The sequence below is a fragment of the Acinetobacter sp. CIP 101934 genome (assembly GCF_000369585.1).
Classification (GTDB): Bacteria; Pseudomonadota; Gammaproteobacteria; order Pseudomonadales; family Moraxellaceae; genus Acinetobacter; species Acinetobacter schindleri.
Map to the genome: position 1 here is coordinate 2734996 of NZ_KB850094.1, position 16055 is coordinate 2751050.

Sequence of the window (16055 nt, forward strand, 5' to 3'; positions counted from 1 at the left end):
TGACGTATTCAAGGTTGTATCCGTTTTGTCTCATGCAATTCAAACTGCCGATCTCGATTGGCAGTTGGTAGATGGCATTGACGTGCCAGTTTCCAAACAGTTCGGTGATGTTTATTTTTCCAAGGACAATGGTCTGCTTGAAACACGCCATGTGTTTTTAAATGGTAATGATCTCGGTACCCGGCTCGCGGATCTCAAACCTTTTGAATATTTTTGTGTAGGGGAAACGGGCTTTGGTACAGGACTCAATATTCTGGCCTTATGGCAACTGTGGCAACAGGTTCGTCCAGATAACCAGAGCCATCTGCATGCCATTTCAGTAGAAAAATTTCCTCTATCAAAAGATGATCTGATTCGTGCTTTAAATGCTTGGCCGGAACTAAAACCCCTTGCAGATCAGCTAATTTCCCAATATCCACTCCCAATCGCTGGCTGTCATCGCCTCAGTTTTCCTGAAGAACGTTTTTCTGTGGATTTATGGCTAGGTGATGCACATGATGTCTTTCCAGTCATTGAAAAAACTGCGCCAGTAAATGCCTGGTTCCTGGACGGTTTTGCGCCTTCCTGCAATCCGGATATGTGGGAAGAGAATGTCCTGAACAATATTGTTCGACTCTCGGATTATGGCACCACCTTTGCCTCTTTTAGTGTCGCAGGTATACTGAAACGCGGTCTTAGAAATCATGGTATTTCGATTTCACGTCCACGTGGCTTTGGTCATAAACGTGAAATGCTGAAAGCCATCTGGAATCCGCCTGAATTTGCACAGCCAGTAACAGCAATTCCTGAACATCATACTCAAAAAAAAACTTCGCTCAATAAAGAGTTGAAATGTCAGGCACGTCAGATCGCAGTCATTGGTGCTGGTATTGCCGGTTTAAGTATAGCCTGGGCTTTTGCTCTACGTGGTCATCAAGTCAGCCTATTCGATCAAACAGCACCACTTTCCGGTGGTTCTGGTAATCCATTAGCGCTACTCAATCCGAAACTGTCACCGATTGCACAAAGCGCTGAACATTTAATGACCCAGGCTTGGCAACACGCCCTAAATCATTATGCACAGTTTAAAGCCTTTCGCGCGATTCAGGTTCAGCAGCTGGCATTGAAAAATCCAGAAAACCTGTTGGCTCTGGCTGATGAGTATCCTGATGGTATTCTAGAAGTTCCAGATCAAAATCAGCAGTCTTTAACAGCGAAATATCCAGCATTGTCGTTGTTACAGGCGGGAGCTGTATCGCCTTATCAGTTGCGTGATGAAATCCTGCAACATAGTAATATTCACTATATCCAGGCCCAAATTAGCCGAATTGAACCACACTCATGTCCAGAATTATTTGATGGTGATAGCTCACTCGGCCAGTTTGATCATGTCATCGTCTGTACCGCATTAAATACGCCACAGCTGCTTGAAGAGCATCCTGAACTGAAACCCATTCGTGGACAGGTCAGTTGGCTCAAAAATAGCGATCAACCACTCAATCCGAATATTGCCTATAGCTACGGCGGTTACTGTATCCAGTTTGATGAACAGCATTTGCTGCTCGGTGCTTCATTCTGCCTGAATCGTAACGATACTGAGATACTGGAAGAAGATCATATCCATAACCGTGAACTGATCCATTCAGTATTTCCAGAGTATGCACAGAGTTTGGCTGATGTCAGTGAATGGCAAGGTCGTGCTTCGGTTCGTGCCCAGAGCAAAGATTATTTCCCCTTGCTTGGAAAACTCAAATCAGATCAGGAAATCTATAGTCTGGCTGGCTTAGGTTCCAAAGGCTTTCTATTTGCTCCATTGTGTAGTGAAATTTTGGCTGCACAGATTCTAGGAGAAGCTTGTCCTGCATCCACAAATCTAGTGAAGAAACTGGATGTCAAACGCTTTGAAAAGAAAATCAAAACCAAAAAGCCTTATTTTAAACCTTAGTGTTAAAGCCCCTTCCTTTATTAAAGGGTGAGGAACACTGTTCCGTAAGGGAGGGGTTTATAGAAAGAATTTAACCCCTCTTGCGCCATATATGGCTCACCTTTTTCAAAGGGGACCATTGAAGAAATTTAGCTAAGAAAAAAGCGCCTGACGGCGCTTTTTTCTTTTTTAAAGCTTAATCAGGCACCCTGTTCCAGCGGCAAGCCTGCATCACGGGCAGCACGTGTACCCCCCATCAGGATGACATATTCACGAGAGCTGTCAAAACCCTCTAATTTTTCAGCAGCACGAGGGGCTTTACTCCCTCCACCACACAGGATATAAATCGGCTGATCCGTGGACACTTGAGTAAGGCTATCTGCTGAAAGATCGTTAATGGGCTGGTTTACCGCGCCCTTAATATGTGCTTCAGCAAAAGCATTAGAATCACGTACATCCCAGATTACGGCACCTTCTGGGAACTCAAATGTTGTAATTTCTTGTTTACGGATCATTGCGCACTCCTTTGATGTAAACAACACTTGGCAAATGAAGAAAACATCCCTAGCATCTCAGATATTCTTTCCATTTGTAAAGGTCTAAACTATGCCTTCTTTCGATATTGTTTCTGAATTAGAAATTTTTGAAGTAAACCATGCAGTTCAAAACACGCAAAAAGAAATTGCGACCCGTTTTGACTTCCGTGGTCAGGACGTTTCAATCGAGCTGAACGAAAAAAATAAAGAAATCAAAATCAAGACTGAAAGTGATTTCCAGTGTGAACAAGTTTATAGCATGTTAGAAAATCACTTCTTTAAACGTAAAGTAGATATTCAGGCGCTTGATCCACAAAAAGGTGCACCTTCAGGTAAAAATTATATCCAGGTGATTAAACTGAAAGACGGTCTTGACTCAGATACCGCAAAAAAAATTAATAAAGCCATTAAAGAAAGTGGCATTAAAGCGCAGTCTTCTATCCAAGGCGACAAGATTCGTGTGACCGATAAAAAACGCGATACTTTGCAACAAATTATGGCATTCCTCAAAGAACAGCAATTTGGTGTGCCTTTACAGTTCAACAACTTTAAAGACTAAGACAGTCTATTTTCGGATAATAGAACCATGGCCAAAAGCAATCGACTCTCCAAACTGGTAAAAGCAAGTTCACGACTTCCTCAAGGCATTCGTACTGCACTGCTGAGTAAAACCTTTGGACGTGTGGTGCCGATGGTCGGTTCTGCCCGAATTCGCTATGAACAGGTGAGTCATGATCAGGTCATGGTCAGCATGGCCAATCATAAGGCTATGCAGAACCATATTGGTCAGGTTCATGCCTGTGCCATGGCACTGCTTGCAGAAACAGCCACGGGATTTGTCACCGCAATGAACGTGCCTGATTCTGCAGTCGTCCTCATCAAAAGTATCAAAATTGATTATAAACGTCCTACCCAAGGGGCAATGCGTGCTGTAGCCACTCTGACTGCTGAACAGCAGCAATTGATGCAAAATACAGATAAAGGCGAAACATTGGTGCAGGTCGTCATAACAGATGAATCTGGCGAAGCACCGATTCAGTGTGAAATGCTCTGGGCCTGGATCGCAAAATCGCAACTTAAAAATAGAGTTGCTTCTTAATATTTTAATAATCTGTACTAATTAAATTGGGATCGAGTTAAAGCATTCTTATTATTTATAGAGATGATGACTACCATACTCTTCTGAGCTTAATAGTGATTTGATCTTTAGCTTTAAAATCAGGACAAGTTTTAAAATCAAGATTTTATGATTTAATTTTTCAAAAATAAAAAACCAGACATATCGTCTGGTTTTTGCATTCATCAATTCGCTTGTTGAGCATCAATGAACTTTTGTTTTGCTTCATCCGGAATCAGGCGCTTATTGCCTTTGACATCCACGGCAACAAAGGTAAATACCCCTTCAGTAACACGTACAGGGGGACGGGAATCATCGTGACTGTCCCATACTTCAATTTGCATTTGAATCGAGGTATTCCCTACCTTCAGAATCTTGGTATAACAGCTGATCACATCACCGACTTTTACTGGCACCAGAAAAGTCATCTGATTAATCGAAATTGTCGCACAACGTCCCTTAGAAAAACGTTCTGCGTGAATTGCACCGGCCAAGTCCATTTGTGAAACAATCCATCCACCGAATACGTCACCGCTCCAGTTGGTATCTGCTGGCATTGCAATCGTCTGTAGGGAAAGAATTCCCTCTGGTTGTACATGAGAATCTGACACGTTAACTCCAGGCCTGGGTATTAAGATTTGGCATTCAAATGCTGATCCAGCCACTGTTGTAGCTGTGGTGCTCTGAGTGCACCACTTATTCTAGCAATTTCATCAGTTTTATTCATTAAAACCAGTGTCGGAATACTACGAACATTAAATGCAGCACTGAGTCTTGGGTTCGCTTCCGTATCAATTTTGGCAAATACCACATTTGGATACTGCTGCGCTACCGTTGCAAAATGCGGAGCCATCATCTTGCACGGCCCACACCAGTCCGCCCAGAGATCGATCAGAATCGGTAAATCACTACCAGTCACGAACTGGCTAAAATTCTGTTCATTCAGTTCAATCGGCGCAAGTGGAATCAGGCCCTGATGACACTGGCCACATGCAGGACTCGCGGTGAGTTTATCTTCAGGCACACGGTTTTTGGCCTGACATGACGGACATACAATGATCATCTAACGAACTCCAATATATTGATGTAAGAATTCTAATTGGGTCGAAATTGCTTTTTCAAACCATTCACCATGATATATATCGAAATGTCGCATATTCCACTCATGATATTGGGCAAATGGTGCGATATTGGTTACCGTTTCACGGCTAGACTCAATCGGAATCAGGCTATCCTGTTGCGCAGCGATAAACAGAACCGGTACTGTAATTTTGCGCACATCCTGAATCGGTCGATAGCGGATCAGTTTAAAGAATACCCGGGCTGGTATTTCTCCGCTCCAGTAATGGTCTGGATGAACAATTGACAGATAACCTTCGTAGCTATCGGGTGTTGGCAAGAAACAAAGTTCATTCTGGGCCACGACGGGTAAAGTTCGTGGCGTCATCCTGACTTTAGAGCCCATATAATCTTGACTGGAAATTTTCAGCGCTTTAGGCAGCTGCTGTAAAGGATACAACTTGGCACTTTCAGCACCATCCACAAATGGGACTTGGACCATAATGGCCTGTACATCTTTGGATTCTGCGGCAAGTGTTAGTACATATCCGCCACTCAAACTCGTTCCCCAGAGTACAATACGTTTAGCATCCACGGATTTACGTGCTTTAACGTGAGCAATCATAGTTCGCCAGTCTTCAAGCTGGGCTTTAATTGAAACCAGTTCTCGTGGTCGTCCGGTACTTCCACCCCAGTAGCGATAATCAAACAAAATGACGGCATAACCCGCTGCTGCAAAACGTTGGGCATATTTGACCAGTTCAAAATGACGTAAGGCAGCCAAACCATGTGCCATTAAAATGACTGCTGGTTTTTGTATATTCTTGGGGCGATAAAAATCGGCAGCAATGACATCTTGACCGCTTTTGACATACAGTGGTTCAACTGTATATACATGCATACGCGCTCCGTTGCGTTATTTTATGGTTGTATTCGTTTATAAAAATTTCAGATCTTTCTGCTCATTTTTAAGCTTAATGCTATCATAAAGCATATCTTTATAAATGAAATGATGGAGTGACATCATGAGTGAAAATGTAGGCTTTGCAGGTCAAATTGGTCCAGAACATATCGCACAGGTAGTTGAGAAAGGCTTTAAATCCATTATCAATAACCGCCCGGATATGGAAGGTGGTTCGGATCAGCCAACCAGTGCACAAGTTGAAGAAGCTGCTCGTGCAGCAGGTCTGGATTATGTGCATCAACCTGTAGTTGCAGGTCAGATCACTGAACTCGATGTCCGTACTTTTGCCAATCACTATAACGAACTGCCAAAACCGTTATTGATGTTCTGCCGTACTGGTAACCGTTCTAATAACCTGTACCAAATTGCGAAACAGATGGATTTATTGGATGACTAATTCCTTCTTCTGGAAATGTGCAATGCTTGGACTCGGTCTAAGCTTTGCTACACTCAGTTTTTCTGTAGAATTAAGCCGGCCATTAACTCCTACAGTGAGTGTAGCTGGACAAATGAACAGCATTAAGTTTCAAGAATTAATGAAACAGGGTTTTAAGTCTGTCATTGTCAATCGTCCAGATCAGGAAATAGGTAATGAAGTATCGGTTATTCAGCTTCGTACTATCGCAGAGCGCCATCATGCCAGTGTAATTTATCAGCCAGTGAGTAGTGGAAAAATTACACAACAGAACATTGAAGAATTTTCCAAATACTATAATGACTTACCTAAACCCATTTTAATGGTTTGCCGTAGTGGTACACGCTCTGCTGCCTTGTATTACAAGGCGAAGGACCAAGGATTAATTTATGAATAAAGTTTTATTGATCATTTGCTTAAGTTTAAGTTTTGCTGGTTGTAGTTCGATGAATGTTCGACCAACGGTGGGTGTGAGTGTGGGAACAGCACTATAATTTCCCAATAAAATATAAATGGCGCTCTTTGCGCCATTTTTTATGTATGTTAATCTTTGAACAATATAACAAAACTTTTTTTCAAAAATTTATTTTTTTGGGGTAAACATGAAACTTATTAAAACGACTTTAGCGATGACTTTATCTAGCTTATTGGTTGCGTGTGGCGGAGGGGGAAGTGATGGTTATTATAATGACCAATCAAATAATAGCGGGAATACTCCTCCCCCAACTACGCCTTCTACTGACTTAGATGAAGCTCAGCTTACCCTGAATGCACTAAAACAGGAAGGTCAATTTTTATTTGGTAATTATGATGCCACAGATGCCACTACAGCTAAAGGCTATATCGATCATGCTTTAGATACTTTTGCTCAAGGTCCACTACAATTAGCTATAGACACTAAAAAAGCCTTTGATCAAAATCATAATAATTTTTTCTATCGTGAAAAATGTATGGATTCAGGCACATATGCCAATACTGGTTGCTATATTTTATTTGGTGATTCTGAAATAAGAAGAGTTTTAAATTTAGTAAACCCTAATAAATATACTAATTGGGATTTCGATGTTAACGATAATGAAATTGATGGAATGAAATTATCCGAAGAACAAATTGATCATTTTACTGGTAAAACAATGATTATCATTTTTGATAATCGCAATGCTGACAAAAAATATAATGATATTTGGGTTACAGGTGTATTTGGTTATCCTTATAAACAATCTTGGGGAATTATTCAGGAAGATCAGTTACGTATTGTATCAATGAATGAAACTGATGGTAATTATCAAGTCACATTAACGTATCAAGATCAAACCACAGAAACTAAAGGTGCCCTAAGTATTTATAAAGATCCAACTTCAACAGATGGAGAGTTATATGTATTACAGAATAACTCAGGATTTGATGTATTAATTAATGACAATCCCCAGACCCCTGATGCAGAACCTGTTAATTTCACTATTAATTCGGTTCCAGGTGATGCTACAGCATTAGCAACTTATCGAATTGGAACAACAGGCATGCAAACATTAAATTTACCAAATGTTAGTTCTATTTCTGGCACAAGAATAGAAAATGAGAGTCCGAATAATAATGCTCAAAGTTTTACTGGCTCAATTTTCCTAGAAGGCACCAATATTTTCACATTTAAAAAAGCATTGAATGGAACGAAATTAAAATTCAAGCATATATTCAATGGAATTACCTACGAAGGTGAATCTATAAATAATAATGGAACAATAAGCACTGCCCTTACCCGACCAAGTGGCTTAAAGTTCTAAGTGTAAATAATTGCAAGTAAACCCTCTTTGTAGAGGGTTTTTTTGTATAGTAAATTCAAATTTTATTAAAAACTTAATTATCATGTACGATCTTATCATCATTGGCGCAGGCACAGCAGGCATTACAGCCTACAAAGAAGCAATCAAACATACGGATAATATTCTGATCATTAATGCTGGTCCTTGGGATACGACCTGTGCACGCGTCGGATGTATGCCAAGTAAAGTTTTAATTGCTTCAGCCAATCGTATGCACCTGATTCAGCATGCACATGATTTAGCTTTAAATATTGATAGTGAAGTTACCCCGACCAATGTCATGTCACGTGTTCGTGAATTACGTGATTTCTTTACTCAAGCCACCCTTAAAGAAGTCAATCAATGGAATCCAAAACATAAAATTTCAGGTCATGCCAAATTTGTAGATGCCCAAACCGTAGAAGTAGATGGACAATATTATCAAGCTAAAAGTTTTATTTTGGCTGTAGGCTCACGACCAAATATCGATTCAAAACAAAAAGAAGTACTTGGTAATCGACTGCTTAGCTCTAATGAAGTGTTTGAGCTTCCTACCCTACCTGAGTCACTGGCAGTGATTGGTAGCGGAGTGATTGCCATTGAGCTTGCTCAAGCCATGCAACGCTTAGGAGTCAAGACCACTGTATTTGCCCGTAGTCAAAAAGTCGGTTCTCTTACAAGTCCAGTGCTTCAGGAACTTGCTCAACAGCAACTCAGTTCAGAACTTGAGATTAAATTTAAAACTGTTCCTGATGAAATGATCCGACAAGGTGATCAAGTCCAGATAAAATTTAAGCAAAATGATCAACCAGAAAATTTAGAGGTTGACTATGTATTAACTGCAACTGGAAGAAGCAGCAACCTTGATCAACTCGAACTGAAAAAAATTGATCCCTCATATACAGACATCAAAAATCTTCCAATTGATCTTTCTACAAAACAGTTAGCTAACTATCCAATTTTTATTATTGGTGATGCAGCTCCTGATGCTCCAATTCAGCATGAAGCTGCATATGCAGGTAAAAAAATCGTCAAAAATTGCCTAAATTATCCAGATATACAAGCAATTCCAAAACTTACCCCTTTGGCGATTGTGTTCAGTCAGCCTGAAATGGCTATTATTGGAAAAAATTATCAGCAATTACAAAAAGCAAAAACTGATTTCGCTACAGGTTTTATTTCTTATGAAAGACAGGGCCGAGCGCGGGTGGAAGCTACCAATATGGGTGGTGCTGAAATATATGTAGACAGGTCTACGCGTAAACTTTTGGGTGCAGAACTATTTTGTGCACAGGCAGAACATCTAGCTCATCTTCTTGCCTGGTTAATTGGTGAAGGAGTGACAATTGATCAGATCCTAGAAAAACCATTCTATCATCCAACTCTAGAAGAGGGCTTACGTACTGCACTCAAACATGCGCGTCGTCAGTTAGCTGATCAGTACTGAGTTCATTTTCACTTAATACATTTACAAAGCGCTGGCTATGGGAAATAAACCGATCCAGCCAGCGATGTGCTGCAAGTAATTCCAAGGTTCTGGCAGCACTCAATTGATTGCTAGAAGCATACTGATTAATCTTTTCACGAAGTTCAGCATGATGTTGTTTCGTCCATTGTTCCAGCAGAATCAGTTCATTTTGTAACATGCAAGTTTTATCATAATCCTTTAAATCTGAAGCTTCCTTCCAATAATTATCAAAAATTTCAACAAAATCCAATATAACCTGATATAAAGCAGGCTGAGTCCGTATATCCAAACTATAGGATAATTGTTCAAGATCACTACGGAATACATTGAGATAGACCACTTTCCTGAGTAAGGCCAATAAATGTGCTTGCTCTTCGGTATTTTCAGACACGGTAATTTGAGCTAAATATTGTTTGAGCTTCACAATAAGTTGATCTTGTTGTTTAAGTTGATTGGCTGCAACCATCTGCCCATCTTTAAATGCTGCAATAAACCAACCATATTGTTGCCATATCGTCTGATCAATGACATGTTCAGCATTCGCAACTGCGACTGCGGGTACTGAAAGACTCGACTCATCCAGAGACTGAATTAAACTGTCCTCATCAGTAGGAATGAGCCAAGTCAAAAAATGCTTAAACTGTTCGATGAAAGGCATTAATAATACAGCCCCACATAAACTAAATGCCGTATGAAAAGCTGCAACAATTACTACAGAATCCCAAGAAGCCAGCAAGTGACCTTGGTGGGATAACCAGAGAAAAAGTGGAATTAATACCAGGAAGGCAAAAGTTGCACTGCTCAGATTAAAAATCACATGTACTGCAGCCGTTCTTTGTGCATTGCTATTCGCCCCAATTGCCGCCAAGACTGCCGTAGCTACAGTACCAATATTTTGACCAATAACCAGCAAAAGTGCCTGTTCTAGCTGAATAATCTGGCTTGCCAATGCAGTAATTGTCGTCGTAATTGCAGCACTAGATGACTGTAAAATTACCGTCATCACCAAGCCAATCAAAACTAATAATAATTTTGAGAAAAAGTTTTGGGTGCTAAATATAGAAAGATCTATACGATTTGCCAGGCTAGACATTGCCACCTGCAATAACTCAATTCCAAAGAAAATCAGACCAAATCCCGCAATTACAAGCCCAGTCAAAGCCAGCCGACCCTGAGCTAAGATCTTGAGTAATGCACCCGCTGCAATTAAGGGTAAAGCGAATTTTCCAATCGAGAATTTGACACCAAGCAGTGCTACCATCCAGCCAGTACTAGTGGTACCAATATTTGCACCGATAATCACGCCAACAGATTGAGCAAAAGTTAGTATTCCTGCACTTACAAAACCAATAGTAGCAAGTGTTGTCGCTGTTGAAGACTGCACAATCAAGGTAAAGATAATACCTGAGCTCATCGCTTTTAAAGGAGAACCCGTAAATCTACCTAACCATTGTCTCAGAGATTCACCTGCAATATCCTTCAGGCCGTCGGTCATCAAGGTCATGCCGAGCAGGAATAAACCTATTCCACCACAAAGTTGTGCAAATACATCAAACACACTTATCCCTTTTTATAATTTTTTAAGTTTTAATAATTTATATACGATAGCTGAAACTAAACCAAGCCTATCAAATACTTTAAACCCACCTATTTTTCCCACGCATAAAAAAACACCCCCTTCTATTGAAGGGGGTGTTTAGAATAATGAGCTGGCGATGACTTACTCTCACATGGGAAACCCCACACTACCATCAGCGCTAAGAGGTTTCACTTCTGAGTTCGGGAAGGGATCAGGTGGTTCACTCTTGCTATGGTCGCCAGCACAACTGTTTATGGACTTGTTCGGGTCTTATTTAACTGCTTTTGCAGTGTATGCCTTACTTCGTGCCAAATGAGTTATTAACAGCTTATATCTGAGTCGAATTGTATGTTCTAGCGTTAGCTGAATCAAGTATTTCAAGACCGTTTGGTCTTTAATGAATCAATCTCTGCTCACTGCTTGCGCAGTTCGTACAACAACTGTTTGGGTGTTGTATAGTCAAGCCTCACGAGCAATTAGTATTGGTCAGCTTCACATATCGCTATGCTTCCACATCCAACCTATCAACGTCGTAGTCTTCAACGGCTCTTTAGGTGACATAAAGTCACAGGGAAATCTTATCTTGAGGTAGGCTTCCCGCTTAGATGCTTTCAGCGGTTATCCCTTCCGAACATAGCTACCCGGCGATGCGACTGGCGTCACAACCGGTACACCAGAGGTTCGTCCACTCTGGTCCTCTCGTACTAGGAGCAGATCCTCTCAAATTTCCAGCGCCCACGGTAGATAGGGACCGAACTGTCTCACGACGTTCTAAACCCAGCTCGCGTACCTCTTTAAATGGCGAACAGCCATACCCTTGGGACCTGCTTCAGCCCCAGGATGAGATGAGCCGACATCGAGGTGCCAAACACCGCCGTCGATATGAACTCTTGGGCGGTATCAGCCTGTTATCCCCAGAGTACCTTTTATCCGTTGAGCGATGGCCCTTCCATACAGAACCACCGGATCACTAAGACCTACTTTCGTACCTGCTCGACTTGTGGGTCTCGCAGTTAAGCGCGCTTTTGCCTTTATACTCTACGCGTGATTTCCGACCACGCTGAGCGCACCTTCGTACTCCTCCGTTACTCTTTAGGAGGAGACCGCCCCAGTCAAACTACCCACCAGACATGGTCCTCGTCCCGGATAACGGGACAGAGTTAGAACCTCAATATTACCAGGGTGGTATTTCAAGGACGGCTCCATGGCAACTAGCGTCGCCACTTCAAAGCCTCCCACCTATCCTACACAAGTAAGATCAAAGTTCAATGTCAAGCTGCAGTAAAGGTTCACGGGGTCTTTCCGTCTAGCCGCGGGTACACCGCATCTTCACGGCGATTTCGATTTCACTGAGCCTCTGCTGGAGACAGCGCCCCCATCATTATGCCATTCGTGCAGGTCGGAACTTACCCGACAAGGAATTTCGCTACCTTAGGACCGTTATAGTTACGGCCGCCGTTTACTGGGGCTTCGATCAATAGCTTCGCTTGCGCTAACCACATCAATTAACCTTCCAGCACCGGGCAGGCATCACACCCTATACGTCCACTTTCGTGTTTGCAGAGTGCTATGTTTTTAATAAACAGTTGCAGGGGCCTGGTTTCTGAGGCTGCCAACAGCTCAAGGAGCAAGTCCTATCACCACCGGCAGCGTACCTTCTCCCGAAGTTACGGTACCATTTTGCCTAGTTCCTTCAGCAGAGTTCTCTCAAGCGCTTTGGTCTACTCGACCTGACCACCTGTGTCGGTTTCGGGTACGATTCCTGTTTAACTGAAGCTTAGAGACTTTTCCTGGAAGTATGGTATCAGCCACTTCACTGTACAAGTACAGCTTGCTATCAGTTCTCAGCATAGAGTACCCCGGATTTGCCTAAGATACATGCCTACAACCTTCCACCTGGACAACCAACGCCAGGCTGACTTAACCTTCTCCGTCCTCTCATCGCATTAAACAGAAGTATTGGAATATTAACCAATTTCCCATCGACTACGCCTCTCGGCCTCGCCTTAGGGGTCGACTCACCCAGCCCCGATTAACGTTGGACTGGAACCCTTGGTCTTTCAGCGAGCGGGTTTTTCACCCGCTTTGTCGTTACTCACGTCAGCATTCGCACTTCTGATACCTCCAGCAGACTTCTCAATCCACCTTCATCGGCTTACAGAACGCTCCCCTACCACTTACACTAATGTGTAAATCCGCAGCTTCGGCATATAGTTTTAGCCCCGTTACATCTTCCGCGCAGGCCGACTCGACTAGTGAGCTATTACGCTTTCTTTAAAGGGTGGCTGCTTCTAAGCCAACCTCCTAGCTGTCTATGCCTTCCCACATCGTTTCCCACTTAACTATAATTTAGGGGCCTTAGCTGGCGGTCTGGATTGTTTTCCTCTTGACTACGGACGTTAGCACCCGCAGTCTGTCTCCCGGATAGTACTCATTGGTATTCGGAGTTTGCATCGGTTTGGTAAGTCGGGATGACCCCCTAGCCGAAACAGTGCTCTACCCCCAATGGTATTCGTCCGAGGCGCTACCTAAATAGCTTTCGGGGAGAACCAGCTATCACCGAGTTTGATTAGCCTTTCACCCCTATCCACAAGTCATCCCCTGGCTTTTCAACGACAGTGGGTTCGGTCCTCCAGTCAGTGTTACCTAACCTTCAACCTGCTCATGGATAGATCACCCGGTTTCGGGTCTATACCCAGCAACTAAACGCCCTATTAAGACTCGGTTTCCCTACGGCTCCCCTATACGGTTAACCTTGCTACTGAATATAAGTCGCTGACCCATTATACAAAAGGTACGCAGTCACCACTTGACGTGGCTCCCACTGCTTGTATGCATGCGGTTTCAGGATCTATTTCACTCCCCTCACAGGGGTTCTTTTCGCCTTTCCCTCACGGTACTGGTTCACTATCGGTCAGTCAGGAGTATTTAGCCTTGGAGGATGGTCCCCCCATATTCAGACAAGGTTTCACGTGCCTCGCCCTACTCGACATCATCATATCAGCCCTTTCGTGTACAGGACTATCACCCACTATGGTTGCACTTCCCAGAGCATTCCACTAAAACTGATATGACTTAATGGGCTGTTCCCCGTTCGCTCGCCGCTACTGAGGGAATCTCAATTGATTTCTTTTCCTAGAGGTACTGAGATGTTTCACTTCCCTCCGTTCGCCTCGTATGACTATGTATTCATCATACGATACCTGGCTTATACCAGGTGGGTTTCCCCATTCAGACATCTCCGGATCACAGGATATTTGCCGCCTCCCCGGAGCTTTTCGCAGGCTATCACGTCTTTCTTCGCCTCTGACTGCCAAGGCATCCACCACATGCACTTAATTACTTGACTATACAACCCCAAACAGTCGTTAACCTTTACAAGTTAGGTTAGCAACAGATCATGATGATAAATCATCACTCTCATACAGTTGGCGTCTTGTGCATTTAAGCACCGTACAGCTTCAATTAGATTCATATACCAAAACGCTTGATTCAGTTTAATCGCTAGAACTCATTTCATCCAACTTTCACAATTGCTTGTTAGGTTGTTTAAAACGAGTTTGAACAAATTATTTCAACTCAAATATATTCTGTTAATGATTCACTGTATCCTCGTCGGATTACAGTCAACTGTGATAAATCACAGAGCTTAATAACAATGCCGCGCATTATACGCAACTTAATCACTAAGCTCTATAAGCTATCAGTTCGTTTGCTTACTACGTAGTCTTTCAACTGCGCGAAGCGTAGCTTCTTGCTTAAATTTCAAGGAAAAGCATGCTTTTCTTGTCTTGAAATTTGGTGGAGACTAGGAGAGTCGAACTCCTGACCTCCTGCGTGCAAAGCAGGCGCTCTACCAACTAAGCTAAGTCCCCAGCTTATCATATAGGATTCAATGTTCTGATCTTCTGTTTTACTCTGCAATTGCTTGCTTCGTCAGTAGTGGTGGGTCTGACAAGACTTGAACTTGTGACCCCACGCTTATCAAGCGTGTGCTCTAACCAACTGAGCTACAGACCCTCAGATACATCGTCATGAAGAACAACTTGTTGTGGATTCTTACCAATCGTCAATCTTTCGTTAAGGAGGTGATCCAGCCGCAGGTTCCCCTACGGCTACCTTGTTACGACTTCACCCCAGTCATCTGCCACACCGTGGTAAGCGTCCTCCTTGCGGTTAGACTACCTACTTCTGGTGCAACAAACTCCCATGGTGTGACGGGCGGTGTGTACAAGGCCCGGGAACGTATTCACCGCGGCATTCTGATCCGCGATTACTAGCGATTCCGACTTCACGCAGTCGAGTTGCAGACTGCGATCCGGACTACGATCGGCTTTTTGAGATTAGCATCCTCTCGCGAGGTAGCAACCCTTTGTACCGACCATTGTAGCACGTGTGTAGCCCTGGCCGTAAGGGCCATGATGACTTGACGTCGTCCCCGCCTTCCTCCAGTTTGTCACTGGCAGTATCCTTAAAGTTCCCGGCATTACCCGCTGGCAAATAAGGAAAAGGGTTGCGCTCGTTGCGGGACTTAACCCAACATCTCACGACACGAGCTGACGACAGCCATGCAGCACCTGTATCTAAGTTCCCGAAGGCACCAATCCATCTCTGGAAAGTTCTTAGTATGTCAAGGCCAGGTAAGGTTCTTCGCGTTGCATCGAATTAAACCACATGCTCCACCGCTTGTGCGGGCCCCCGTCAATTCATTTGAGTTTTAGTCTTGCGACCGTACTCCCCAGGCGGTCTACTTATCGCGTTAGCTGCGCCACTAAAGCCTCAAAGGCCCCAACGGCTAGTAGACATCGTTTACGGCATGGACTACCAGGGTATCTAATCCTGTTTGCTCCCCATGCTTTCGTACCTCAGCGTCAGTATTAGGCCAGATGGCTGCCTTCGCCATCGGTATTCCTCCAGATCTCTACGCATTTCACCGCTACACCTGGAATTCTATCATCCTCTCCCATACTCTAGCTTTCCAGTATCGAATGCAATTCCTAAGTTAAGCTCAGGGATTTCACATCCGACTTAAAAAGCCGCCTACGCACGCTTTACGCCCAGTAAATCCGATTAACGCTCGCACCCTCTGTATTACCGCGGCTGCTGGCACAGAGTTAGCCGGTGCTTATTCTGCGAGTAACGTCCACTCACTTTAGGTATTAACTAAAGGAGCCTCCTCCTCGCTTAAAGTGCTTTACAACCAAAAGGCCTTCTT

12 protein-coding genes, 2 tRNA genes and 3 rRNA genes (1 of these 17 running past the window's edge) are annotated in these 16055 nt (G+C 43.2%); 7 read left to right on the forward strand and 10 right to left on the reverse strand.

Going from position 1 to position 16055, the window contains the following annotated elements:
* The first annotated feature begins 25 nt into the window (after positions 1–25).
* Positions 26–1924: a bifunctional tRNA (5-methylaminomethyl-2-thiouridine)(34)-methyltransferase MnmD/FAD-dependent 5-carboxymethylaminomethyl-2-thiouridine(34) oxidoreductase MnmC gene (locus F899_RS13230; protein ID WP_005223281.1), complete on the forward strand. Its 1899-nt coding sequence runs from the start codon at positions 26–28 to the stop codon at positions 1922–1924.
* A gap of 179 nt (positions 1925–2103) precedes the next feature.
* Here the strand turns inward: F899_RS13230 and F899_RS13235 are convergent, their stop codons facing one another.
* Complete coding sequence (locus F899_RS13235; RefSeq protein ID WP_004816007.1) at positions 2104–2418, reverse strand: rhodanese-like domain-containing protein; 315 nt, start codon at positions 2416–2418, stop codon at positions 2104–2106.
* Positions 2419–2509: 91 nt separating this feature from the next.
* On the opposite strand from F899_RS13235, the gene F899_RS13240 reads away from it, so the two are divergent.
* Entirely contained in the window at positions 2510–2998 is a 489-nt protein-coding gene (locus tag F899_RS13240; RefSeq protein WP_004816006.1) for a YajQ family cyclic di-GMP-binding protein, read from the forward strand.
* 27 nt (positions 2999–3025) lie between these two features.
* Positions 3026–3538: a DUF4442 domain-containing protein gene (locus F899_RS13245; protein WP_005223282.1), complete on the forward strand. Its 513-nt coding sequence runs from the start codon at positions 3026–3028 to the stop codon at positions 3536–3538.
* A gap of 203 nt (positions 3539–3741) precedes the next feature.
* Here the strand turns inward: F899_RS13245 and F899_RS13250 are convergent, their stop codons facing one another.
* From F899_RS13250 to F899_RS13260, 3 genes are all read right to left on the reverse strand, one after another.
* Positions 3742–4113: an acyl-CoA thioesterase gene (locus F899_RS13250; protein WP_218954330.1), complete on the reverse strand. Its 372-nt coding sequence runs from the start codon at positions 4111–4113 to the stop codon at positions 3742–3744.
* Positions 4114–4187: 74 nt separating this feature from the next.
* Entirely contained in the window at positions 4188–4619 is a 432-nt protein-coding gene (gene trxC, locus F899_RS13255) for a thioredoxin TrxC (protein WP_005223287.1), read from the reverse strand.
* A complete protein-coding gene (locus F899_RS13260) occupies positions 4620–5516 on the reverse strand; it encodes an alpha/beta hydrolase (protein WP_005223289.1) in 897 nt (298 codons plus the stop codon). It abuts the gene before it with no gap.
* 124 nt (positions 5517–5640) lie between these two features.
* On the opposite strand from F899_RS13260, the gene F899_RS13265 reads away from it, so the two are divergent.
* From F899_RS13265 to F899_RS13280, 4 genes are all read left to right on the forward strand, one after another.
* Positions 5641–5976 carry a protein tyrosine phosphatase family protein gene (locus F899_RS13265; RefSeq protein ID WP_005223291.1) on the forward strand — a complete coding sequence of 112 codons (336 nt, stop codon included), beginning with the start codon at positions 5641–5643 and terminating at the stop codon, positions 5974–5976.
* Positions 5969–6391: a protein tyrosine phosphatase family protein gene (locus tag F899_RS13270; RefSeq protein ID WP_034434112.1), complete on the forward strand. Its 423-nt coding sequence runs from the start codon at positions 5969–5971 to the stop codon at positions 6389–6391. The genes F899_RS13265 and F899_RS13270 overlap by 8 nt, the downstream gene beginning before the upstream one ends.
* A gap of 205 nt (positions 6392–6596) precedes the next feature.
* Positions 6597–7775, forward strand: coding sequence for a hypothetical protein (locus F899_RS13275; RefSeq protein ID WP_005223296.1), 1179 nt, complete (start codon positions 6597–6599; stop codon positions 7773–7775).
* Positions 7776–7857: 82 nt separating this feature from the next.
* Positions 7858–9240: a dihydrolipoyl dehydrogenase gene (locus F899_RS13280; protein WP_004815998.1), complete on the forward strand. Its 1383-nt coding sequence runs from the start codon at positions 7858–7860 to the stop codon at positions 9238–9240.
* On the opposite strand, the gene F899_RS13285 is transcribed toward F899_RS13280, so the two are convergent.
* The 6 genes from F899_RS13285 to F899_RS15475 form a co-directional block, all read right to left on the reverse strand.
* On the reverse strand, positions 9203–10819 hold the full coding sequence (locus F899_RS13285; RefSeq protein ID WP_004815997.1) for a Na/Pi cotransporter family protein: 1617 nt from the start codon (positions 10817–10819) through the stop codon (positions 9203–9205). The two genes, F899_RS13280 and F899_RS13285, sit on opposite strands and share 38 nt — an antisense overlap.
* A gap of 149 nt (positions 10820–10968) precedes the next feature.
* Positions 10969–11083, reverse strand: a 5S ribosomal RNA gene (gene rrf / locus F899_RS13290).
* Positions 11084–11295: 212 nt separating this feature from the next.
* Positions 11296–14189 (reverse strand): 23S ribosomal RNA (locus F899_RS13295).
* Positions 14190–14639: 450 nt separating this feature from the next.
* Positions 14640–14715, reverse strand: a tRNA-Ala gene (locus F899_RS13300).
* 68 nt (positions 14716–14783) lie between these two features.
* Positions 14784–14860 (reverse strand) — tRNA-Ile (locus F899_RS13305).
* Between the two features lie 61 nt (positions 14861–14921).
* Positions 14922–16055, reverse strand: a 16S ribosomal RNA gene (locus F899_RS15475); it runs 1301 nt beyond the window's last position.
* The 16S, 23S and 5S rRNA genes sit together here with 2 tRNA genes alongside, the layout of an rRNA operon.

Coding starts and splice junctions, on each gene's coding strand:
- F899_RS13275 (WP_005223296.1), top strand. CDS start 6,597: ATGAAACTTATTAAAACGACTTTAGCGATGACTTTATCTAGCTTATTG.
- F899_RS13270 (WP_034434112.1), top strand. CDS start 5,969: ATGACTAATTCCTTCTTCTGGAAATGTGCAATGCTTGGACTCGGTCTA.
- trxC (WP_005223287.1), bottom strand. CDS start 4,619: ATGATCATTGTATGTCCGTCATGTCAGGCCAAAAACCGTGTGCCTGAA.
- F899_RS13250 (WP_218954330.1), bottom strand. CDS start 4,113: ATGCCAGCAGATACCAACTGGAGCGGTGACGTATTCGGTGGATGGATT.
- F899_RS13240 (WP_004816006.1), top strand. CDS start 2,510: ATGCCTTCTTTCGATATTGTTTCTGAATTAGAAATTTTTGAAGTAAAC.
- F899_RS13265 (WP_005223291.1), top strand. CDS start 5,641: ATGAGTGAAAATGTAGGCTTTGCAGGTCAAATTGGTCCAGAACATATC.
- F899_RS13280 (WP_004815998.1), top strand. CDS start 7,858: ATGTACGATCTTATCATCATTGGCGCAGGCACAGCAGGCATTACAGCC.
- F899_RS13235 (WP_004816007.1), bottom strand. CDS start 2,418: ATGATCCGTAAACAAGAAATTACAACATTTGAGTTCCCAGAAGGTGCC.
- F899_RS13245 (WP_005223282.1), top strand. CDS start 3,026: ATGGCCAAAAGCAATCGACTCTCCAAACTGGTAAAAGCAAGTTCACGA.
- F899_RS13260 (WP_005223289.1), bottom strand. CDS start 5,516: ATGCATGTATATACAGTTGAACCACTGTATGTCAAAAGCGGTCAAGAT.